The 20160-nt window shown below is 71.6% G+C and carries 20 protein-coding genes; 9 read left to right on the top strand and 11 right to left on the bottom strand.

What is annotated here, in order from left to right; all coding sequences use genetic code 11:
* Positions 1-56: 56 nt before the first annotated feature.
* The 3 genes from Sspor_RS29215 to Sspor_RS29205 are packed head-to-tail and all read right to left on the bottom strand — an operon-like array spanning position 57 to position 2985.
* Entirely contained in the window at positions 57-1385 is a 1329-nt protein-coding gene (locus tag Sspor_RS29215) for a bifunctional RNase H/acid phosphatase (protein ID WP_202201770.1), read from the bottom strand.
* Positions 1385-2128 carry a zinc ribbon domain-containing protein gene (locus Sspor_RS29210; RefSeq protein WP_202203934.1) on the bottom strand — a complete coding sequence of 248 codons (744 nt, stop codon included), beginning with the start codon at positions 2126-2128 and terminating at the stop codon, positions 1385-1387. The genes Sspor_RS29215 and Sspor_RS29210 overlap by 1 nt, the downstream gene beginning before the upstream one ends.
* On the bottom strand, positions 2125-2985 hold the full coding sequence (locus Sspor_RS29205; protein WP_202201769.1) for a Nif3-like dinuclear metal center hexameric protein: 861 nt from the start codon (positions 2983-2985) through the stop codon (positions 2125-2127). The genes Sspor_RS29210 and Sspor_RS29205 overlap by 4 nt, the downstream gene beginning before the upstream one ends.
* Before the next feature lie 302 nt (positions 2986-3287).
* On the opposite strand from Sspor_RS29205, the gene Sspor_RS29200 reads away from it, so the two are divergent.
* Positions 3288-4388 carry a hypothetical protein gene (locus Sspor_RS29200; protein ID WP_237404075.1) on the top strand — a complete coding sequence of 367 codons (1101 nt, stop codon included), beginning with the start codon at positions 3288-3290 and terminating at the stop codon, positions 4386-4388.
* Between the two features lie 16 nt (positions 4389-4404).
* On the opposite strand, the gene Sspor_RS29195 is transcribed toward Sspor_RS29200, so the two are convergent.
* The 3 genes from Sspor_RS29195 to chsH3 all read right to left on the bottom strand — a co-directional run bounded on the left by Sspor_RS29195 (position 4405) and on the right by chsH3 (position 7394).
* Positions 4405-5346: a 3-oxoacyl-ACP reductase gene (locus tag Sspor_RS29195; RefSeq protein ID WP_202201768.1), complete on the bottom strand. Its 942-nt coding sequence runs from the start codon at positions 5344-5346 to the stop codon at positions 4405-4407.
* A 48-nt stretch (positions 5347-5394) separates the two neighbouring features.
* A complete protein-coding gene (locus tag Sspor_RS29190; RefSeq protein ID WP_202201767.1) occupies positions 5395-6471 on the bottom strand; it encodes a Zn-dependent alcohol dehydrogenase in 1077 nt (358 codons plus the stop codon).
* A 68-nt stretch (positions 6472-6539) separates the two neighbouring features.
* Positions 6540-7394, bottom strand: a complete 855-nt coding sequence (gene chsH3, locus Sspor_RS29185; RefSeq protein WP_202201766.1) for an enoyl-CoA hydratase ChsH3 — start codon at positions 7392-7394, stop codon at positions 6540-6542.
* 285 nt (positions 7395-7679) lie between these two features.
* Between chsH3 and Sspor_RS29180 the strand changes: the two genes are divergently transcribed.
* The 4 genes from Sspor_RS29180 to Sspor_RS29165 all read left to right on the top strand — a co-directional run bounded on the left by Sspor_RS29180 (position 7680) and on the right by Sspor_RS29165 (position 9587).
* Positions 7680-8033: a DNA-binding response regulator gene (locus Sspor_RS29180; protein ID WP_237404396.1), complete on the top strand. Its 354-nt coding sequence runs from the start codon at positions 7680-7682 to the stop codon at positions 8031-8033.
* A gap of 207 nt (positions 8034-8240) precedes the next feature.
* A complete protein-coding gene (locus Sspor_RS29175; protein WP_202201764.1) occupies positions 8241-8804 on the top strand; it encodes an RNA polymerase sigma factor in 564 nt (187 codons plus the stop codon).
* Positions 8791-9060 (top strand): hypothetical protein, encoded by a 270-nt coding sequence (locus Sspor_RS29170; protein WP_202201763.1) that lies wholly within the window; start codon positions 8791-8793, stop codon positions 9058-9060. Before Sspor_RS29175 ends, Sspor_RS29170 begins: the two co-directional genes overlap by 14 nt.
* 95 nt (positions 9061-9155) lie before the next feature.
* Positions 9156-9587 carry a hypothetical protein gene (locus Sspor_RS29165; protein ID WP_202201762.1) on the top strand — a complete coding sequence of 144 codons (432 nt, stop codon included), beginning with the start codon at positions 9156-9158 and terminating at the stop codon, positions 9585-9587.
* A gap of 25 nt (positions 9588-9612) precedes the next feature.
* Here Sspor_RS29165 and Sspor_RS29160 read toward each other — a convergent pair whose 3' ends face one another.
* The 3 genes from Sspor_RS29160 to Sspor_RS29150 all read right to left on the bottom strand — a co-directional run bounded on the left by Sspor_RS29160 (position 9613) and on the right by Sspor_RS29150 (position 13708).
* Positions 9613-10128: a YcxB family protein gene (locus Sspor_RS29160; protein WP_202201761.1), complete on the bottom strand. Its 516-nt coding sequence runs from the start codon at positions 10126-10128 to the stop codon at positions 9613-9615.
* Between the two features lie 79 nt (positions 10129-10207).
* Positions 10208-11395: a lipid-transfer protein gene (locus Sspor_RS29155; RefSeq protein WP_202201760.1), complete on the bottom strand. Its 1188-nt coding sequence runs from the start codon at positions 11393-11395 to the stop codon at positions 10208-10210.
* Between the two features lie 180 nt (positions 11396-11575).
* Entirely contained in the window at positions 11576-13708 is a 2133-nt protein-coding gene (locus tag Sspor_RS29150; RefSeq protein WP_202201759.1) for an acyl-CoA dehydrogenase family protein, read from the bottom strand.
* Positions 13709-13839: 131 nt separating this feature from the next.
* Here Sspor_RS29150 and Sspor_RS29145 point away from each other — a divergent pair, with 131 nt between their 5' ends.
* The 4 genes from Sspor_RS29145 (at position 13840) to Sspor_RS29130 (ending at position 16337) form a co-directional block, all read left to right on the top strand.
* Entirely contained in the window at positions 13840-14463 is a 624-nt protein-coding gene (locus Sspor_RS29145) for a histidine phosphatase family protein (RefSeq protein ID WP_202201758.1), read from the top strand.
* Positions 14464-14734: 271 nt separating this feature from the next.
* Complete coding sequence (locus tag Sspor_RS29140) at positions 14735-15112, top strand: peptidase inhibitor family I36 protein (protein WP_237404074.1); 378 nt, start codon at positions 14735-14737, stop codon at positions 15110-15112.
* Positions 15113-15205: 93 nt separating this feature from the next.
* Positions 15206-16072: a hypothetical protein gene (locus Sspor_RS29135; protein ID WP_202201757.1), complete on the top strand. Its 867-nt coding sequence runs from the start codon at positions 15206-15208 to the stop codon at positions 16070-16072.
* A gap of 94 nt (positions 16073-16166) precedes the next feature.
* The gene (locus Sspor_RS29130; RefSeq protein ID WP_202201756.1) at positions 16167-16337 is read left to right on the top strand and encodes a hypothetical protein; all 171 of its coding nucleotides are present in this window, start codon (positions 16167-16169) and stop codon (positions 16335-16337) included.
* Between the two features lie 100 nt (positions 16338-16437).
* Here the strand turns inward: Sspor_RS29130 and Sspor_RS29125 are convergent, their stop codons facing one another.
* Positions 16438-18825 carry an FG-GAP-like repeat-containing protein gene (locus tag Sspor_RS29125; RefSeq protein WP_202201755.1) on the bottom strand — a complete coding sequence of 796 codons (2388 nt, stop codon included), beginning with the start codon at positions 18823-18825 and terminating at the stop codon, positions 16438-16440.
* A gap of 59 nt (positions 18826-18884) precedes the next feature.
* Positions 18885-20054: a transglycosylase family protein gene (locus Sspor_RS29120; protein ID WP_202201754.1), complete on the bottom strand. Its 1170-nt coding sequence runs from the start codon at positions 20052-20054 to the stop codon at positions 18885-18887.
* Positions 20055-20160: the final 106 nt, after the last annotated feature.

Below are 20160 nucleotides of genomic sequence, written 5' to 3'. Positions count from 1 at the left end.
CCGTCCCCGCGGACCCGCCCGCACCGCGACGGATCCCGCCCGGCCCCCCGCCAGGGCTACCGCAGGTGCGAGGTGTCGTTCAGGAGGCGGACCGAGGCGTTGCCGTCGGCGTAGTAGGCCACCGCCGACAGGGAGGCCGCCGACAGCTCCATGCGGAACAGGGCCTCCGGCGGGGCCCCCAGGGCCAGGCGGACCAGGATCTTGACCGGGGTCACGTGGGTGACCAGCAGGACCGTGCGCCCCGCGTGGGCGGACAGCAGGCGGTCCCGGGTGGCCGAGATCCGGCGGGTGGCGGACATGAAGCTCTCGCCGCCGCCCGTCGGGGCCGCCTTCGGGGAGTCCAGCCACGCCTGGAGGTCGTCCGGGAAGCGCTGCTGCACCTCGGCGAAGGTCAGGCCCTCCCACGCCCCGAAGTCCACCTCGCGCAGGCCTTCTTCGACCGTCACGGTGAGGCCGAGGCGGTCCGCGACCGCCTGGGCGGTCTCCCGGCAGCGGCGCAGCGGGGAGCTGATCACCGTCTGGACGGTGCCGCGGGCGGCCAGCGCCTCGGCCACGGCGGCGGCCTGCCGCAGGCCCGCCGGGGACAGTTCGGGGTCGCTGCCGCCGCTGCCGGAGAAGCGCTTCTGCGGGGTGAGGGCGGTCTCGCCGTGCCGCAGCAGCACGAAGGTCGCGGGGGCGCCCATGTCCGGGCCCCAGCCGTGGCTCCCGGCGGCGACCGCCGGGGCATCGCCGTCGAGGCAGGGCTCGATCGCGTCCGCCAGGGCCTCGGCGTCGGCGAACAGCGTGTCGGCGTACTCCGAGGACGCCGCGCCCGGGGTTCCGGAAGCGGCGGCCAGGGCTGCACGGACCGCCGCGGCGCCCTTCGCCGCGTCCCCCGGCGGGCCCGCCGGCGCCGGCGGGGTGGCGAGGGAGCGCGCCGCGCCGTGGTCGAGGGCGGCGCTGGAGGACGAGGGCTCCCACTGCCTGCCGCGCTTGCCCGCGTCCATCGCCTCGTTCGCGAGCCGGTCCGCGTGCTTGTTCCTCTCCCGCGGGATCCACTCGTACGTCACCTGGGCGCGCGGCAGGATCCGCGCGGCCTCGGCCGCGAGCGGCTTCATGTCGGGGTGCTTGATCTTCCAGCGGCCCGACATCTGCTCGACGACGAGCTTCGAGTCCATCCGGACCAGGACCTGCGCGTCGGCCGCGAGCTCACGGGCCGCCGCGAGCCCGGCGATCAGGCCCTTGTACTCGGCCACGTTGTTCGTCGCGACGCCGATGTACTCGGCGCGCTCGGCCAGCGTCTCGCCCGTGACCGGGTCGAGCACCACCGCGCCGTAGCCGGCCGGCCCCGGGTTGCCCCGGGACCCTCCGTCCGCCTCCACGACCAACCGGACAGGGCTCGGCATCAGATGCCCGAGTCCGCCGTACGGACCAGGATGCGGCCGCAGTTCTCGTGACGTACGACCTGGTCGCGGGCCGCGGCCTTGATCTCGTTGACCTCGGCCATGTCGAGCTCCAGCCGGCAGCCCTCGCAGCGGCGCTGGTAGAGGCGCGCGGCGCCGACCCCGCCCTGCTTGACACGGATCTTCTCGTACAGCGCCATCAGGTCGGCCGGCATGGACGCGACGATGACCTCGCGGTCCTTGGTGACCTTCGCGACCTCGGTGTCGATCTCGGAGGTCGCCGCGTCACGGCGGGCGGTGGCGTCCGCGGCCTTGGCCTCCAGGGCGGAGACGCGCTCGGTGAGCCCGGTGACGCGCTCCTGCGCACCCTCCAGACGCTCCATGACCTCCAGGACCACGTCCTCCAGGTCACCCTGGCGCTTGGCGAGGGAGACGACCTCGCTCTGCAGGTTCGCCAGGTCCCGGGCCGAGATGCCCACGCCGGAGTCGAGCCGCTGCTGGTCGCGGACGGCGCGCTGGCGCACCTGGTCCACGTCCTGCTCCGCCTTGGTCTGCTCGCGCGCGGTGTCGCTCGCCTGGGTCTGGGCGGCGACGAGCAGGTCGCGCTGCTGCGCCAGGTCCTTGGTGAGCGAGTCGAGCTCGGCGTGCTCGGGCAGCGACTTGCGCTTGTGGGCGAGCTGAGACAGCCGGACGTCCAGCGCCTGGACGTCGAGAAGTCGGATCTGGTCGGCGGGCTCGGCGTTCAGTTGGGGGCTCCAGAGATAGAAGGGGGTGTGACGGACGGCGCGTGGGCCGTCCACGGGTCGGTGACCGTGCGCGAGACGTGGGTACGAAGACCCCAGCCGTGGCGCTCGGAGATCGCGTCGAGCTGCGCGGCGGCCTGCTCGCACCAGGGCCACTCGGTGGCCCAGTGGGCGGCGTCGACGAGGGCGAGCGGGCGGCTCTTCTCGCGTGCCTCGGACGCCGGGTGGTGGCGCAGGTCGGCGGTCAGGAAGACGTCCACGCCGGCGGCGCGGACCTCCTCGAAGAGGCTGTCGCCGGAGCCGCCGCTGACGGCGATGCGGCGGACCGGCATGTCCGGGTCGCCGGCGACGCGGATGCCCTGCGCGGTCGGCGGCAGCCAGGCCGCGGCGCGGGCGGCGAACTCGCGCAGGGTCTCGGGGTGGTCCAGTTCGCAGATCCGGCCGAGGCCCCGGCGGCCTTCCGGGTCGCTCGGGTCGGGCACCAGCGGGCCGGTGATCCGCAGGTCGAGGGCGCCGGCGAGGGCGTCGGAGACTCCCGGGTCGGCCGTGTCGGCGTTGGTGTGGGCGACGTGCAGCGCGATGTCGTTCTTGATCAGCGTGTGCACGACGCGGCCCTTGAAGGTGCCGGCCTCGACGGTGGTGGTGCCCCGCAGGTAGAGGGGGTGGTGCGTGATGATCAGGTCGGCGCCCAGCTTCACCGCCTCGTCGGCGATCTCCTGGACGGGGTCCACGGCGAAGAGGACCCGGGTGACCTCGGCGTCCGGGTCGCCGCAGACGGTTCCGACGGCGTCCCACTGCTCGGCCCGCGAGGGGGGCCAGAGAGCGTCCAGCGCGGCGATGACTTCAGAGAGACGGGGCACAGGCCAAGGCTACCGTCCGAGCCACCTGTCCCGTTCAGCCCGTACCTCGTGGACGAACCCCTGCAAACGCGTATGAAACAGCCGTGCTGCCTCCGGGTCGTCGCGCGCGGCCGCGGGCCCGGTGCCGGACGGGCCCGGCGCCGGGGCCGGGGCGGGCGGGCGTCGCCGCAGGCCGCCCAGCACACGCGGCTCTCCCGCCACGGGCGAATCGCCGCGTGGACACCCGTATGTGTGAAGCCGAGTTGGTCGTGTTGTTCGCCGTGACACCAGAAAACTAGCTTCCCCCCCGGAGGTGCCCACGGATGACTGTCTGTGCCATCGAAATGACGACCACGGCCGCGTTCACCATCGCCGCGGACGGGTCGTACGCCGCCCGGCTGGCCGGGGAGGGCGACGCTCTCTACGTGGAGCGCTGGACCCTCGCCGGGCCCGAGGCGTACGCGGTACCGCTGCCGCTCGCGCAGCCCGAGGAGGCGGACAGCGAGGTGCTGCCGCTGGCCGACGGGCGGGTGCTGATCCACCGGCGGGTCGCGGATCGGCACGCCTTCGCGCTGCTGTACCCGACGGGGGCCGAGGCCGGGCCGAGCACCGGGGAGCTCCAGCTGGGCGGGGTCGAGGTACGGGAGGGCGTACCGCTGCGGCTGCTCCCGCCGTCCCCGGACGGCCACGGCGCCTTCGCCCTGGCCGCGGAGGACACCGTGACCACGATCTGGCAGGTCACCGGGGCCCCCTTCGGGCCGCAGCCCGTCGCCCGGATCCCGGGGCGGTGCTCGGGCGGTGTCTGGCTGGACCGGGCGGGCCGGCTGCTGGCCCTGGACCGCGAGCTGGACGGCACCGTGAAGGCCGTCGCCGTGGACCTGGCGTGCGGCGCGGTCTCCCCGCTGCTGCAGATCACCGAGGACAGCGACGACCGGCTGCTGCTGGCCGACCCGGACAGCGGACTGCTGCTGATCCGCTCCGACGCCCCGGGCACCTCGCGCCTGGGCTGGGGGGTGTCGGGCAGCTCGCTGCCGGTCCGCTTCCCGGAGTGCCTGGCCCGGCTGGGGGACGCCCGGCCGTTCGCGGTCCAGCCCGGCCAGGCCCTGATGCCGGAGACCTGCGGGGTGGCGCTGCGGCTGCCCGAGGGCGGCATCGGCCTGTGGCGCCCCGCCGACCGGCACGTCTTCCGGGTCGCCGCCCCGGCGGGCTGGCTCGGCGGGACCGGCCGGTGGAGCCCGCGGGGCCGCCTGCACCTCCCGTACGCGACGCCCGAGGTGCCCTGCGGGATCGTCGGCCTGAACCTGCCGGCCTCCCCTCCCCCGCCGGTGGTCCTGGACCCGCCCACGACGACCGCCCCCCGCCCGGTCCCCCTCCAGCAGGCGCCGCTGGCGGGACGACAGGAGCAGGGGCCGGCCGCCCCCTGAGGCACGTCCGGAGGGCTCAGGCGTGCTTGAGGCCCAGTACCTCCGTCGCGGCGAAGGTCTCGTTCGCCGGGCGGGACTCGTAGTGCGCGGTCAGCAGCTCGTCGAGCTCCTCGTAGGAGAAGGACTCCTTCGCCGTGTCGAACCGGGCGGCCACCTTCGGGCGCTCCATGACGACCACGATGCCGCCGTGCACGACGAACAGCTGGCCGTTGGCCCTGGCCGAGGCGGGCGAGGCCAGGTAGCCGACGAGCGGTGAGACGTGCTCGGGGGCGAGGGCGTCCAGCTTGCCCTCCTCCGGGACCTGGAAGCCGGCGAAGACGTCCTCGGTCATCCGGGTACGGGCCCGCGGGCAGATGGCGTTGGCCGTCACCCCGTACTTGGCGAGCGCCAGGGCGGTCGAGGTGGTCAGGCCCACGATGCCGCCCTTGGCCGCCGCGTAGTTCGGCTGGCCGGCCGAGCCGCCGAGGAAGGCCTCGGAGGAGGTGTTGACGATCCGGCCGTAGACCGGGCCGCCCGCCGCCTTCGAGCGCTCGCGCCAGTGCACGGACGCGAAGTGGGTGGTGTTGAAGTGGCCCTTGAGATGGACCCGGATCACCGAGTCCCACTCCTCCTCCGACATCGAGAAGACCATCCGGTCGCGCAGGATGCCCGCGTTGTTGACCAGGATGTCCAGCTTCCCGAAACGGGACACCGCCAGCTCGACCAGCTCCCGCGCCTGGGCGAAGTCGGCCACGTCGCCCAGGTGCGCGACCGCCCGGCCGCCCGCGGCGCGGATCTCCGCGGCGACCTCTTCCGCCGGGGCGGCCGAGGCCTCCCCGGAGCCGTCCCGGCCCGGCTGGCCGAAGTCGTTGACGACCACGCTCGCGCCGAGCCGCGCGAGCTCGATCGCCTCGGCCCGGCCGAGCCCGCGGCCCGCGCCCGTGACGATGGCGGAGAGCCCCTCAAGTGGCAGTGACATCCGTAGCGTTCCTCTCGCAGTGGTCGGGCGGGGCAGCGGGTCGGCGGGTCAGAGTTCGATGCAGGTGCGCAGGGCGACGCCCGTACGCATCTGGTCGAGCGCGTCGTTGATCTCGGCGAGCTGCACCCGGTGCGTGATCAGGCTCGCCAGGTCCACCCGGCCGGCCCGCCACAGCGCGATGGTGCGCTCGTAGGAGCGGAGCACGTCCCCGCCGCCGTACATCGACGGCAGGATCTTCTTCTCGTCGAAGAAGAGCGAGAACATGTCGATCTGGTAGTTGTCGTCCATCGCGCCGGCGCCGACGATCACCACGCTGCCGCCGCGGCGGGTCATCTTGTAGGCGGTCTGCGCGGTGGCGGACTTGCCGACCACCTCGAAGACGTAGTCGAAGCCCTCGCCGCCGGTGATCCGGTTCTTGGCGTCGTCGAACGCCTCCGGCCCCACGGCCTCGGTCGCCCCGAACCGCAGGGCCGCCTCGCGCCGCGACTGCACCGGGTCGACGGCGATGATCTGGGCCGCGCCCTGGACCTTGGCGCCTTGGATGACGGATATGCCGACGCCGCCGCAGCCGATGACGGCGACCGAGGATCCGGCCTCCACCTTGGCGGTGTTGATGGCGGCGCCGAGGCCGGTGGTGACGCCGCAGCCGATGAGCGCGGCGATGTCGAAGGGCACGTCGTCGGGGATCGGAACGGCGCACGCGGCGTCGACCACGAGCTCCTCGGCGAAGGTGCCGGTCGCGGCGAAGCCGAAGATGTCACCGCCCGCGCGGCGGAAGTTGGGGGTGCCCGCGTTGACCAGGCTCGCCAGGCACAGGTGGCCCTGGCCGCGCTTGCAGGACGGACAGTGGCCGCAGGGCGGCAGCCAGCAGACGAGGACCCGGTCGCCCTGCTTGAGGGTGGTGACCCCGTCACCGACGTCGGAGATCACCCCGGAGCCCTCGTGGCCCGGGATGAAGGGGGCGGGCTGCGGCAGGACGCCGCTCATCGCGGAGAGGTCCGAGTGGCACAGGCCGGTGGCCTTGATCCGGATCTTCACCTTGCCGGGGCCGAGGCCGACGGCCTCCATGTCGTCGACGACTTCCAGCTTGTCCTGGCCGATCTCGCTCTGCAGTGCTGCGCGCACGGTGCGGCTCCTTGGGTCTCGTACTCGTACGGTCCTGTTCTCGTACGCGTGGTGACGCGTGCTCGTGGTTACGCGTGCTCGACGACGGTGTCGGCGAGGACCGGCGCGTCGTCCCGTTCGGCCGCCGTCACCGACACCAGGACCCGGCCGGGCTCCTCCCACATCCGGATGCGCAGCGTCTCGCCCGGGAAGACGATCCCGGCGAAGCGCGTGCGGTAGGCCCGGACCCGCGAGACGTCCCCGCCCAGGGCCGTGTCGACGACGGCCTTGAGGGTCATCCCGTACGAGCACAGGCCGTGCAGGATCGGCTGGTCGAAGCCGGCCGTCTTGGCGAACTCCGGGTCGGCGTGCAGCGGGTTCCAGTCGCCGGAGAGGCGGTAGAGGAGCGCCTGGTCCTCGCGGATGTGCCGCTCCTCGACGCGGTCCGGGGCGCGTTCGGGCAGTTCCTCCCTGACGGAGGGGCCGCGCTCGCCGCCGAACCCGCCCTCGCCCCGTACGAAGATCTGCGCGTCGCTCGTCCACAGGGGCCCGTCGGCGTCGGCGACCTCGGTGCGCAGCACGACGACGGCGGCCTTGCCCTTGTCGTAGAGGGCCGCGACCCGGGCGGTGGAGGTGGCCCTGCCCTTGACGGGGATGGGCCGGTGCAGCTCGATGGACTGGCCGCCGTGCAGGACGTTGGCGAGGTTGATCTCGATCCCGGGGGCGGCGAGGCCGCCCATCATGGCCATCCCGGCGCCGGCGACGGTCGCGAAGCTGGGCAGGACGTGCAGCTTGGATTCGAGGGTGTAGCGGAGCTCGTCCGGGTCGGTGGCCGGCCGGCCCGCGCCGAGGCCGAGGTGGTAGAGCTGGATGTCCTTGTGGTCCCAGCCGATCTCCCCGTGGCGGGGGTCGGCGGCGAGGGCCTTGGCGGCATCGATCGGCATGGGGGTGCTGCTCCCTGTCGTTGGAGAACCGGGGCCGGGGAAGAGCCGTGCGGAGCTGTTGGACAGCTGCTGGAAGACCTCGGTGCGGCCGTCCGCACCGTCGGCCGCACCGAGGTCGTGTGCGGGGCCGGTTCTAGAACGCGTTCTAGGCCCGGCCGGTGAGGGAATGTATAACGCACGCCCCCACACTTGGGAAGACTCTTGACTTGACGTCAGATCCACTGCCTGCGGGGCGTGTTGCGTGCCCGCCGGGAGGCGGGGCAATACCCTGCCCGCGTGGAAGAAATGCCTGTTGACCACCGTGAGGTCCGCGCCTTGCGCGTCCTGCTGGAGCCGCCGAATCCGGCCCTGGCGCTCCAGCTCGGCCTCCAGCCGGACATCGAGGTCGTCCGGGACCCGATGGCCCGGCCCGCGGTCGCCCTGGTGGAGGAGCTCGCGGCCGTGTCCGCCCTGCTGGCCGACGACCCGGAGTGCCGGGTCCTGGTCCTGACGGGCTCGGCGCACCCCGGCCTCGCGGAGGCCGCCCTCGCCGCGGGCGCGGTGGGACTGGTGCTGCGGGACGGCCGCGTCGAGGAGCTGGCGGACTGCATCCGGCGCGCGTCGACGGGCGAGACGGTGGTGGACCCGGCCCTGGGGTGATCCGGACGGATCCGCGAGAATCCCAGTCAGTCCCGATGAGTCCCGGTGAATCCTTTCGCGGTGCCCGCGCCTCTTATGCGTGTGCCGACGACGAGATCGGCACTGACCTGGAGGTTGTCGTGATCACTTTTGTCGCCGCCGGCGCCGTCGTACTGCTCCTGCTCTGCACGTGCACCGTTCTCGTGGCGCGCCGACGGAGCCGCTCCCGTGGCTGAGTCGACCTGGCCCGCCGAGCCGCTGATCCTCGCCGCGCAGGGCGGGGACGTCGATGCGGTCACCGCGCTCGTCTCCGGATCGCACCCGAACGTGCGGAGGTTCGCGTACTCGCTGTGCGCCTCCCCCGAGGACGCCGAGGACGCGGCCCAGGAAGCGCTGATCATCCTCTACCGGAAGATCGGCATGCTGCGCGCCTCCGGCGCCCTGGCCTCGTGGATGTTCCGCATCGTCCGCAACGAGTGCCTGCGCAGGGCCCGTCTGGTCCCGCGCGAGCGTTCCGCTCCGCTGCCGGACACCGGCGAAGCGGTGATGTCGGCCGAGGACGAGGTACTGGAACGCCTGGAGGCCGCCCGGGTGGCGCGCGCGATCGCCGCCCTCCCCGCCGACCAGCGGCGGGTGCTGATCATGCGGGACATCCAGGGCTACAGCGGCCGCATGGCCGCGGACGCGCTCGGGCTCAGCCCCGCCGCGATGAAATCACGGCTGCACCGGGCCCGCGCGGCCCTTCGGCACGCCCTTTACCCGATTCCAGGAGGCGACGATGCCGATCACTGACGGCCCCGACTTCGCGAGCTCCACCCTGCCCCGGCACCTGGTCCGCGGCGCGATCGGCCTCGGCGCCCTGGCCGGCTCCGTCGCTCTCCTCCCGCTCTACGGCCCGATCACCCTGGCCCTCGCCCCGGTCGGTCTGCTGGCACTGCGCGGCTGCCCGATGTGCTGGGCGATCGGACTGGCCCAGACGCTCTCCCGGGGCCGCCTGCAACGGGAGTGCACGGACGACCGCTGCGAACTGAAGGTGGCACCGCGCTGATCCCGGCCACCGATTGACGGATTCCACAGCAGCGCATGCGCACCCGCTGGGAGCAGGATGAGACCTCCTCGGCCCAGCTTCGTGGAGGCAAAACCATGCGTGTAGCCGCCCTGTCCGCCACCGCCGCGCTCGTGCTCGCGACCCTCGCCGGAAGCGTCGCTCCGGCCGCTGCCGACACCCCGGCCGGCCCGGTCCTCCAGGTCCCCCTGGAGGCCGGCAACGGCCTCCACCACAGCACCGGAAGCGTGGTCTACGAGCGCGTCGACGGCGAGGTGAACGCGGTCAGGATCATCTCGGTGTACGTCACCGGCGGCGATCGCGACTGCGCCTGGCTGGACTGGAACGACCCGCACAACCCCAACGGCTGGAGCAGCCTCACCAGCGAGCCCTCCTGCGGCGGCACCGGCCTGGAGGAGCACCCCGACCGGATCGTCAAGGCGCCGGTCGGCCACCCGCTCAAGGTGCGCCTGGCCGCCTACCACCGCGACTCGGCCGAAGTGAAGCACAAGGACATCGAGAAGCTCTGACCGGGCGCGGGGCGGGCCGGGGCCGCTACGAGCCGTCGCCCGCCCGCTCCTGCCCGAAGGCGGCGAGGAGCTCGCTCTCGCCCGGGGCGGTGAACAGCCGCTTGGGCAGCACCACGAGACACGTCCGGCGGCGCGAGCGGCCCACGAACACGTGCAGCCGGGGCGTCTCGTGGTAGAAGCGCACCTCGTCCCACACGATCCGCTGCGACTCCCCGCCGCGGAACACCTCGACGCCGGTGCCGTCCACCACGACCCGCTTCTCCTCGGCGGCCCTGCCGCTGCGGAAGCCCTGTGCCACCGCCCACCTCGGCAGGACCAGCAGCGCGACGAGGCCGTACGCCACCGCGATCGCGAGGGGGACGGGGTGCACGGTGAGACCGCCTGAGGACAGCGTCACGCCCGCCGAAGCGAGCAGGACCGTACCGAGGACGGCCACCACCCGTCCGCGCCGGAAGAACCCCGCCGCCCTGGCGGCCTCGTCGTACTCGTCCCTGGTCACGCTGCCGGTGGCACTGAAGGACGTCTCACGTATCTCGCTCACGGGAGCGGAGCCTAGCGAACAGGACCGCGGCGTCCCCGCCCTGCTGGACGGGGAGGCCGCGCAGGCGGCCCCGACGGAATCAGCGCCGCAGGAGGGTGACCACCGCCGCGCCGCCCAGGCCGATGTTGTGGGCCAGGCCCACCCGGGCGCCCTCGACCTGCCGGGCGCCCGCCTCTCCCCGCAGTTGCCACACCAGTTCCGCCGCCTGTGCCAGGCCGGTCGCCCCCAGCGGGTGTCCCTTCGAGATCAGGCCGCCGGAGGGGTTCACCACCCACCGCCCGCCGTAGGTGGTCGCGCCCGACTCCACCAGCTTCCCGGCCGCGCCGTCCGCGCACATGCCCAGCGCCTCGTAGGTCAGCAGCTCGTTGATCGAGAAGCAGTCGTGCAGCTCCACCACGTCCACGTCCTCGATGCCGAGTCCCGAGGCCTCGTACGCCTGCCGGGCCGCGGCCGCCGTCATCGGCTTGCCGATCACGTCGATGCAGGAGCCCGAGGCGAAGGAGGCCTCGGTGTCCGTCGTCATCGCCTGGCCGACGATCTCCACCGCCTTGTGGTGCAGCCCGTGCCGCACCATGAACCGCTCGGACACCACGAGCGCCGCCGCCGCGCCGTCCGAGGTCGGCGAGCACTGGAGCTTCGTCAGCGGCGCGTGGATCTCCTTCGCCGCCAGGACCTCCTCGACCGAGTACACGTCCTGGAACTGCGCGTTCGGGTTGTTCGCCGAGTGCCGGTGGTTCTTCGCGCCGACCGTCGCGAGCTGCGCGGCCGTGGTCCCGTACCGCTCCATGTGTTCCCGCGCCGCGTTGCCGAAGATCTGCGCCGTGGGCGGGGACATCTCGAAGCCGTGGCCCGCGGCCATGATCCCGTAGTGCCGGGCCACCGGCGACGTCTTGAAGTCCCCGCCGTCCGAGCCGCCGCCCAGCGCGCCGCGCTTCATCTTCTCGAAGCCGAGCGCCAGCACGCAGTCGTTCAGGCCGCCCTCCACGAACTGCCGCGCCATCATCAGCGCCGTCGAGCCCGTCGCGCAGTTGTTGTTGACGTTGTAGACCGGCACCCCGGAGAGCCCCAGTTCGTACGCCGCCCGCTGGCCGGCGGTGGAGGCCTGGAAGCAGTAGCCCACCGGGACCTGCTCGACCAGCCCGTAGTCCACGCCCGCGTCGGCGAGCGCCGCCGATCCGGCCTCCTTCGCCATGTCCCAGTACTGCCAGTCCCGCGACTCCGGCTTCTCGAACTTCGTCATGCCGACGCCCACGATGTACGACTTCATGCCCGACAACTCCTAAGGGGTGTCCTGTCGATCAGAGTGGATCAGGGAGCGGTGGCCGGTGCCATGGGGTCTCCCCAGGCCCGCCAGGGCCGAGGGGAAGGATCGCAAGGCCGACCGAGGACAACGCCGCGAGGCGCGGCACCGGCCACCGCGAGCCCGCCCTGACCGGCAAGACACCCCCTAGTCCCTGGGTAGGCCGAGGATCCGCTCGGCAACGACGTTGAGCTGGACCTGTGTGGTGCCCCCGGCGATGGTCAGGCAGCGGGACATGAGCATCCCGTGCACCGCCCGCTCCCCCGCCCCCTCCCGCACCGCGCCCGCCGGCCCCAGCAGTTCGAGCGCGAGCTCGGCGGTCCGCTGCTGGTGCGGGGTCTGGACGAGTTTGCGTACGGAGGCGCCCGCGCCCGGCTCCAGCCCCGACACCTGCGACAGGGTGGTGCGCAGCCCGATGCAGGCCAGGGCGTGGGCCTCGGCGGCGAGGGCGCCGATCCGCGCCCGGTACGTTCCGTCGAGGTCGGCGGCGCGCGCGAGGAGCGCCTCCAGGCCGGTGTCGAAGGTCATCTGGTCGGCCATGTGGACGCGCTCGTTGCCGAGGGTGTTGCGGGCCACCTGCCAGCCGCCGTCCGCCGCGCCGACCAGCGCGTCCGCCGGGAGCTCCACGTCGTCGAAGTACACCTCGTTGAAGAGGGCCTCGCCGGTGATCTCCTTCAGCGGCCGGATGTCGATGCCGGGGGTGTTCTTCATGTCGACGACGAAGTAGCCGAGCCCCTTGTGCTTGGGCGCGGCCGGGTCGGTACGGGCCAGCAGGATCCCGAAATCGGCGCTGTGCGCGGAACTCGTCCACACCTTCTGGCCGTTGACCCTCCAGGAGCCGTCCTCCCGCCGCTGCGCCCTGGTCCGCAGCGAGGCCAGGTCGGAGCCGGCGCCCGGCTCCGAGAAGAGCTGGCACCAGGTGAGGTCGCCGCGCAGGGTCGGCAGGAGGTACGCCTCCCGCTGGGCCGGTGTCCCGTACGCGAGCAGCGAGGGCACCACCCAGGTGGCGATCCCGAGGTCGGCGACCTTCACCCCGGCCGCGCCCAGCTCCTGCTGGACGACGAGCTGCTCGACGGGGCCCGCGCCGAGCCCGTACGGGGGCGGCAGGTGGGGAGCCGCGTAGCCGGTGGGGGCCAGGATCCGGCGGGCGGTGGCCGGGTCGAGTCCGCGCGCGTCCGCGATGGCGGTACGGGCCTTCGCGCGGTACGTCTCGGCCTCCGCGGGCAGTTCCAGGTGCAGTGCGCGCCGCGCACCGCCGGCCGCGCACCGCACGGCCCGTACGCGGTGTCCGTCACCGGGTCCCAGCAGCTGGCGGGCGACCAGCGCCCGCCGCAGGTAGATGTGGGCGTCGTGCTCCCAGGTGAAGCCGATCCCGCCGAGGAGCTGGATGCAGTCCTTGGCGCACGAGTAGGCGGCGTCCAGGGCGGTTCCGGCGGCGAGGGCGGCCACCAGCGAGCGCACGTCGGCGGGCTCGTCCATGGCCTGCGCGGCGTCCCAGGCGAGCGCCCGGGCCTGTTCGAGCCGGACCAGCATGTCGGCGCACAGGTGCTTGACGCCCTGGAACTGCCCGATGGGCCGGCCGAACTGCTCGCGGACCTTCGCGTACGCGGTGGCCGTGTGCAGGGCCCAGGCCGCGGTGCCGCAGGCGTCGGCGGCGAAGAGCGTGCAGGCCAGGTCGCGCACCAGGGCCGCGTCCAGGTCCAGCAGCCGGTCCGGGGCGGTGGCGACCCCGCGCGCCCGCACCTGGGCGGTGGGGCGGGTGGGGTCGGCGCTCTCGTGCGTACGGATGTCGAGCGCGGCGGCGTCGACGGCGAACCAGCGGGTGCCGTGCGCGGCCTCGGCGGCGAGCAGCACGAGGTCGGCCTCCCCCGCTCCGAGGACGGGCGGGGCGAGTCCGTCGAGCAGGTACCCGCCGCCCTCGACGGCGACGGCGGTCAGGGTCCCCGGCCCGAGCGCGACGGCCCCGACCCGGCCGGCGAGCGGCTCGGCGCCGGCCCGCTCCAGCAGTACGGATGCCAGCGCGCTCGGCAGGTACGCCCCGGGCAGCGCGGCCCGGGCGGTCTCCTCGACGACGACGGCCAGGTCGAGCAGGGTGCCGCCGTCCAGGTGCGGGTCGAGCAGCCCCTGCGCGGTCAGCGCGTCCCAGTAGGCGGGCCGCGCCCCGGTCTGCGGCGGGGTGTCGAGCAGCTTGCGGACCTCCTCGGGAGGTACGGCCCGCGCGACCCAGCCGCGCACCGCCTCGGCCAACTCCCGCTGCTCCTGCGTGATTCCGATGCCCATGCGCGGCAGACTAGAACACGTTCCAGTCTGACGGAAGGTCAGATGAAGGGTGAGTCAGGGGCGGGAACCGGCGCCGGAAGGGCCGGCGTCCACCGGCAGACAAGATCGATTGCACCGCGAAGGAGTCCGGAATGACCGCCACGGCCACCCGATACCTCTACCTCGTCCGGCACGGCGAGGCATCACCCGACGAGAGCGCGCTCACCGAGGCCGGCCGCCGCCAGGCCGAACTACTCGGCCGACGCCTCCAGGACGTCCCCCTCGCGGCCGTCCACCACGGCCCGCTGCCCCGGGCCCGGCAGACGGCGCGCCTGATCGGCGACCAGCTGACGGGCGTCCCCGTACACCTCTCGGAAGCCGCCGGCGACTACGTCCCCTACGTGCCGGAACGAAGCGAACTCCCTCCGGAATCGGCCGACTTCTACCTCCGCTTCCTCGACGGCGCCTCCGCCGAGGAACGGGAGGACGGACCCGGGCTGGCCCGTCGGGCGATGGACCTGTTCACCGGGCCGGTGGAGGGCGAGGAGGACCGGCACGAGCTGGTGGTCACGCACAACTTCCTGGTCGCCTGGCTCGTCCGCGACGCCATGCATGCGCCGAAATGGCGCTGGCTCGGACTCAACCACGGCAATGCCGCCCTGACCGTCATCCGGTACGCACCCGACCGGCCCGCCTCCGTCCTCGTCTCCAACGACATGCGCCACCTTCCGGCCGAACTGCGCTGGACCGGATTCCCGCCCGAGTTGCACATCTGAACGAGACGTCGGGCGGTGAGCGGCCCCCGGGCCTCCGCACGGGACGGAAGGCCTCGAATACGGCCCAAGTGCACCGCAGAGGGGAGATCTACCGGCTCACTTCACCTCAACTCGGGCTTATATAAGGGCTATTGAGTACAGATGGGCCGTTCACTATAGTCGGCACGGACACGGCCGGCCTCGGTCCGAGCGTGCCGCATCAGGGATTCGACTCCCCTTCGTGGCGCCTGATGTGGCGCCGGCGGAAGACCACTACGTAGGGGGATGAACCATGCGCATGAAGCGGACCCTGGCACTCCTGGTTGCCTCAGCCGCCGTGACGCTCGGAATGGCCACCCCGGCCAGTGCATACGCATGCAACACCGGGTTTTTCTGTCTCTACTACAACTCGAACCAGGGCGGCGCCCGATGGTTCACGGACGGCGACGTACCCAATCTCGCCGGGGAAATATTCACCACGTGGGCCACTGGTGAGGGCGAGCCGGTGAAGAACAACGCCGCGTCGACCCAGAACGCCTCGAACTACTGCTACCGGGTCTACTACAACTCGAACTACGCCGGCCCGTACGACACCGTCCCGGCGCACTCGTCCCGGAACCTCGTGAACACGTACAACAACAACGCTTCCCTCCGGGACATGATCTGCTGAGCACCGCGCCCGGACCGGGAAGGGTGTTCCGCGGCCGCGGACCGCGGCCGCGGAACACCCTTTCTTGCCACCCGTAGAGGAACCCGGAATCCAGTGAACGTGACCACCCCTTCCTCCCGAGCGCGTGCCGGCATGGCGCTGTTCCTGCTCCCGCTCCTGTCCGCGTGCTCGGCCGGTGGCACCGGTACCGCCGAAGCCCCGCGCCCGACGGCGGCGCAGCGGCTCGACGACAGCAAGACCCTCAAGCTGCCTCTGGACGATTACCTGCTGACCACGATCGACGCGGCCGCACTCGCGCGCGGGCGCGATTCCCTCATGCAGCGGTGCCTCGCCGGACTGGGCGCCCCGTACACCCCGAAAGCACGGGGAAACGCCGATATCGAAACGAACGAGCGGCGCTACGGGCTGGCCGACGCGGAGCTCGCGAAGGAACACGGCTATCACCTGCCCGACACGGACAAACCGGCCGAAGACTATCCGGCGTCGGTCATGCCGCTCGTCACGGGTGAAACAACCACGTACAACGGCCTGCCCGTACCGGAAGGCGGGTGCGCGGGAGAGGCGCAGCGGGAGCTCCACGAAGTCGAGCTGCAGACGGCTCTCGCCCTTCCCCAGAAACTCAACATGGAAAGCTACCTGAAGTCCCAGAAGGCTCCCGCGGTGGTCAAAGCCAGCGAAGCGTGGTCGACCTGCATGAAGGAATCCGGCCACACCTATCCCGACCCCCTCGCCGCGATAAACGACAAGGAATTCAGCGCCCCGGCTCCCGGAGCCCACGAGAAGGAAGTGGCGCTCGCCGACGTGCTGTGCAAGCAGAAGGTGAACCTGATCGGTGTCTGGTCCGGCGCCGAAAGCGAATACCAGACGTTCTTGATCGAGTCGAATTCGAGCGTCCTGGCGGAGCCGCTGCGCGCCAAACAGAAGACCATGGCCGCGGCGCAGGCGGCGACCGGACGCTAAGAGGTCATCTCATAACGTCGCCCCGGGACAGGGCGCCCTGGCGTGGACGGGCATCTTCGGCGGCCTGTTCGCCTCGACGCTGATCTGCGCCCCGGTGATCGTCCTGGCCGTCTGCCTCAGCAGCACGGACCAGCGGTCCCTCGCCTGGATCCTGCTCCCCCTGGGCGGGGCTTGGGGCAAGCTGGCCACCTGGGCGGGCCTGCGCCGCGCCCCAGGGTGGCCCGCAGGGATCCCGGAGATCCTCCTCGCCGTCAGCAAGGGCTGAACTCCGCGCTCTCGCCCCAGATCTCGGCCGGGTGACGACGACGTTCCCCAGCACGGCCCGGAGTCGTGCGGGGGAACGCTGCGAGGTTCGATCAATCTCCTCAGAAGCCGGCCCAGAGGCCGGTGCTGCCGAGCATGTCGGTGCCGCCGCCGACCGCACCACCGCCGGTGCCCACGTACAGCTTCATGTTGTTGTTGGCGTCGATCCCCGCGATGTCCTGCTTGCCGTCACCGTTGAAATCGGCGGCCAGCAGGGACCGGAAGCCCTTCCAGAGGCCGGTGCTGCCGAGCATGTCGCTGCCGCCGCCCACGTGACCCGCACCGTCACCCGTGTACAGCTTCAGGTTGTAGTTCGCATCGATACCGGCGATGTCCTGCTTGCCGTCACCGTTGAAGTCTGCCGATGTGATCGCCTTGAAGTTCTTCCACAGACCCGTGCTGCCCAGCATGTCGCTACCGCCACCGACCGCGCCCGCACCATCACCCGTGTACAGCTTCAGGTTGTAGTTCGCATCGATGCCCACGATGTCCTGCTTGCCGTCACCGTTGAAGTCCCCGGACGTGATCACCGTGAAGTTCTTCCAGAGGCCGGTGCTGCCGAGCATGTCGCTGCCGCCGCCCACGTGACCCGCACCGTCACCCGTGTACAGCTTCAGGTTGTAGTTCGCATCGATACCGGCGATGTCCTGCTTGCCGTCACCGTTGAAATCGGCGGCCGTGATCGCCTTGAAGCCCCGCCACAGACCCGTGCTGCCCAGCATGTCGCTACCGCCACCGACCGCGCCCGCACCATCACCCGTGTACAGCTTCAGGTTGCTGTTGGCGTCGATGCCCGCGATGTCCTGCTTGCCGTCACCGTTGAAGTCACCACCCACCGTCCGCGCCATGACCGGCGCCGGAACGGGGGCAGGGCAGTTGGCGAGCGGCGCCGGGAAGGCTCCGGCCTGGTCCGTGGAGAAGGGCAGGTTGTAGAAGGCCAGCAAGCCGATTCCGTTGCTGTTCGTGATCCAGGGGCCGGCTCCGTCGTGTCCGACGTAACTGACGCCTGTGGCGCCGGTAGCGGGCCCGGTCAGACGCAGGTGGATGTACCCGGCCCTGACGGCCATCGAGACCACGGACACCGGGCTGCCGTTGATGACGAAGTTGGTGACGGGGCCGCATCCGGCCACGAGCGCGTCGGCACCGTTGCGCAGGGCGATGGTGATCTCGGTGTGGTCGGCCTTGGAGAACCATGCCTTTTGGGCGTCGGGAGCGGTACTCGCCGCGGCGCTGCCGCCGTAGTAGTCCCGGGCCATGGAGAGGAAGTCGCGGTCGGCGAGATCGCGGTAGCCGCCGACGTAGTAGTAGTGGCAATTGTCGGGACCCTGCCCGCTGATGCCGGTGGTCGACAGGACCGTGACGCCCGGGAGGGCTGCGTACTGCCGCTGCGCCTCGCGCTCCTCGTACGAGTTCTGGGGCGCGCCGGTGGCATCGAGACAACCGTTGCGGATCTGGTGGGCGTACACGTGCTCCACGCCCGTGAAGTCGGTCTTCCAGTCGGCCAGGAGGGACTTGAATCCGGAGGTCTGGCTCGCGACGTTGTTGTTGTCGGACTCTCCCTGGTACCAGAAGATGCCACGGACCTGGCTCTGCACCCCCGCCCGCCGGGCACGGCCCAGCAGGCGTCCGTAATTGGTGCCGGCGTCCGCGGGGTTCGCGTCGTTGCGCTGGAAGAAGGAGACCGGGCGACCCTCGTGACCGCCCTGCAGGATGGCGATGGGGATGCCGTACGTGTTCACTTCCTGGCGGCCCAGGCGGAGCCCGTACTGGCCGATCGCCCCCGAGACCTGGTAGGAGTCGCCCTCCGCGACCTGCCAGGTGTCGTCCTGCGTGGCGGACGCGGGGTCGGACGTGGACGATCCGAAGGTACGCACCCAGGGCGACCGGTCCGCGCTGCTGGAGTTGGAGGTGTCAGACGGGTTTCCGGGATTGGACGGGAAGTGCTGGCGGGCGGCGGCATTGGACTGGCCGCTCACGATGAACACATCGCCCGCCACGATGTCGTTCCACGTGCTCTGCAGCGTGGCGGTGGAACCGGAGACGGAGTAGAGGCTGAAGGAATAGCTGTTCAGACTCGCCGGGATCCGGGGCGCGAAGGTGAACGTCGATCCGGCACCGCTCACCGGGACGCTGCTGCTCGACAGCGACGCCCCGTCCCGCGCGATGTCCAGGCGCATCGAGGTGGCGCCGGCCTGCGTGACGCTGCCGGCAATGGTGACGGCGGCGTTGTTCGTGGCAAGGTCGCGGGGGAAGAGCTGGTGGTCGCGGGGGGCCTCGGTGAGCTGGACTCCGCTGCCCGCCACATCGGTCTGCAGGGCCGCCGAACGTACAGCCGGCTGCGCTGCCGCCGCTGTGACGAAGCCGTCGGAGGCGAGCGTGGCGGTGACCGCGAGAGACAGCGCCAGCGCGCCTTGGGCCACCAGTGCCCTACGACTGGAGATCTTCTGCATGACAGATACCTTGCTTAGGGGTGGGGAAGGGGCGAGCGAAGGACGGACGGGGCCGGGTTCTAGAAGCCGGCCCAGAGGCCGTTGCTGCCGAGCATGTCGGTACCGCCGCTGACCCGGCCCCCGTGGTCACCCAGATACAGCTTCATGTTGTTGTTGGCGTCGATGCCCGCGATGTCCGCGTGGCCGTCACCGTCGAAGTCCGCTGCCATCAGGGACCGGAAGCCCTTCCACAGGCCTGTGCTGCCCAGCATGTCCTGGCCGCCGGCGAGCTGGCCCTTGGAGTCACCCTCGTAGTGCTTCAGGTTGGAGTTCGCGTCGATACCGGCGATGTCCACCGTGTTGTCGAAGGTGAAGTCGGCGGCCGCGATCGCCTTGAAGCCCTTCCACAGACCGTTGCTGCCCAACATGTTGGTACCGCCGCCGACGTTGCCCGCACCGTCACCCGTGTACAGCTTCAGGTTGTAGTTCGCATCGATACCCGCGATGTCCTGCTTCCCGTCACGGTTGAAGTCAGCGGCCGTGATGGTCTCGAAGCCCTTCCACAGGCCGGTGCTGCCCAACATGTTGGTACCGCCGCCGACGTTGCCCGCACCGTCACCCGTGTACAGCTTCAGGTTGTAGTTCGCGTCGATGCCCGCGATGTCCTGCTTCCCGTCACCATTGAAGTCACCGGCCGCGATGGTCTTGAAGCCCTTCCACAGACCGTTGCTGCCCAACATGTTGGTACCGCCACCGACATGACCCGCACCGTCACCCGTGTACAGCTTCAGGTTGTAGTTCGCATCGATACCCGCGATGTCCTGCTTCCCGTCACCATTGAAGTCACCGGCCGTGGTCCGCGCCATGACCGGAGCGGGAGCCGGGTCGGCCGGGTAGGGATCGGCGTGGTCGCTGCCCAGGCCGGCCGCCGGTCCGCAGCTGGGCCAAGCCCCCTGGCCCTGGGCCGCGAGGACCTTCTCGCCTATGAGGATCTGCTGCTGCTTGGTGGCCTGGTCGGCGCGGGCGGCGTAGGTTGCGCCTCCGAATCCCGTCCAGGTCGACGGGGAGAACTGGAGACCTCCGTAGTAGCCGTTCCCGGTGTTGATGCTCCAGTTCCCGCCGCTCTCGCACGCGGCGACCTTGTCCCACGTGCTCACGGAGGCGGCGCCGGCGGTGGCGACGTTCAGGCAGAGGGCGGAGCCGGAGATCAGGACGACGAGGGCGGCCGACAGGGTGCGCTTGCTGGACATCAACTTCTCGCTTCTGAGAGGAACTTACTCGACGGGGGGGAGGGCATGGCCCGGCCGAGGTCCGGACCTCGATGAGGTCCGGACCCCACTGCGGAGACGCTGGGAG

The sequence above is a fragment of the Streptomyces spororaveus genome (genome assembly GCF_016755875.1).
GTDB classification, from domain to species: domain Bacteria; phylum Actinomycetota; class Actinomycetes; order Streptomycetales; family Streptomycetaceae; genus Streptomyces; species Streptomyces spororaveus.
The sequence above is the reverse complement of the archived record's forward strand: the minus strand, read 5'-3'. Positions and strand labels throughout refer to the sequence as shown.

What these genes read in the sequence shown, in the direction of transcription:
- Sspor_RS29215 (WP_202201770.1), bottom strand. Translation starts at nt 1,385, where the DNA reads ATGCCGAGCCCTGTCCGGTTGGTCGTGGAGGCGGACGGAGGGTCCCGG.
- Sspor_RS29200 (WP_237404075.1), top strand. Translation starts at nt 3,288, where the DNA reads ATGACTGTCTGTGCCATCGAAATGACGACCACGGCCGCGTTCACCATC.
- Sspor_RS29195 (WP_202201768.1), bottom strand. Translation starts at nt 5,346, where the DNA reads ATGTCACTGCCACTTGAGGGGCTCTCCGCCATCGTCACGGGCGCGGGC.
- chsH3 (WP_202201766.1), bottom strand. Translation starts at nt 7,394, where the DNA reads ATGCCGATCGATGCCGCCAAGGCCCTCGCCGCCGACCCCCGCCACGGG.
- Sspor_RS29180 (WP_237404396.1), top strand. Translation starts at nt 7,680, where the DNA reads ATGCCTGTTGACCACCGTGAGGTCCGCGCCTTGCGCGTCCTGCTGGAG.
- Sspor_RS29170 (WP_202201763.1), top strand. Translation starts at nt 8,791, where the DNA reads ATGCCGATCACTGACGGCCCCGACTTCGCGAGCTCCACCCTGCCCCGG.
- Sspor_RS29165 (WP_202201762.1), top strand. Translation starts at nt 9,156, where the DNA reads ATGCGTGTAGCCGCCCTGTCCGCCACCGCCGCGCTCGTGCTCGCGACC.
- Sspor_RS29155 (WP_202201760.1), bottom strand. Translation starts at nt 11,395, where the DNA reads ATGAAGTCGTACATCGTGGGCGTCGGCATGACGAAGTTCGAGAAGCCG.
- Sspor_RS29150 (WP_202201759.1), bottom strand. Translation starts at nt 13,708, where the DNA reads ATGGGCATCGGAATCACGCAGGAGCAGCGGGAGTTGGCCGAGGCGGTG.
- Sspor_RS29145 (WP_202201758.1), top strand. Translation starts at nt 13,840, where the DNA reads ATGACCGCCACGGCCACCCGATACCTCTACCTCGTCCGGCACGGCGAG.
- Sspor_RS29140 (WP_237404074.1), top strand. Translation starts at nt 14,735, where the DNA reads ATGCGCATGAAGCGGACCCTGGCACTCCTGGTTGCCTCAGCCGCCGTG.
- Sspor_RS29125 (WP_202201755.1), bottom strand. Translation starts at nt 18,825, where the DNA reads ATGCAGAAGATCTCCAGTCGTAGGGCACTGGTGGCCCAAGGCGCGCTG.
- Sspor_RS29120 (WP_202201754.1), bottom strand. Translation starts at nt 20,054, where the DNA reads ATGTCCAGCAAGCGCACCCTGTCGGCCGCCCTCGTCGTCCTGATCTCC.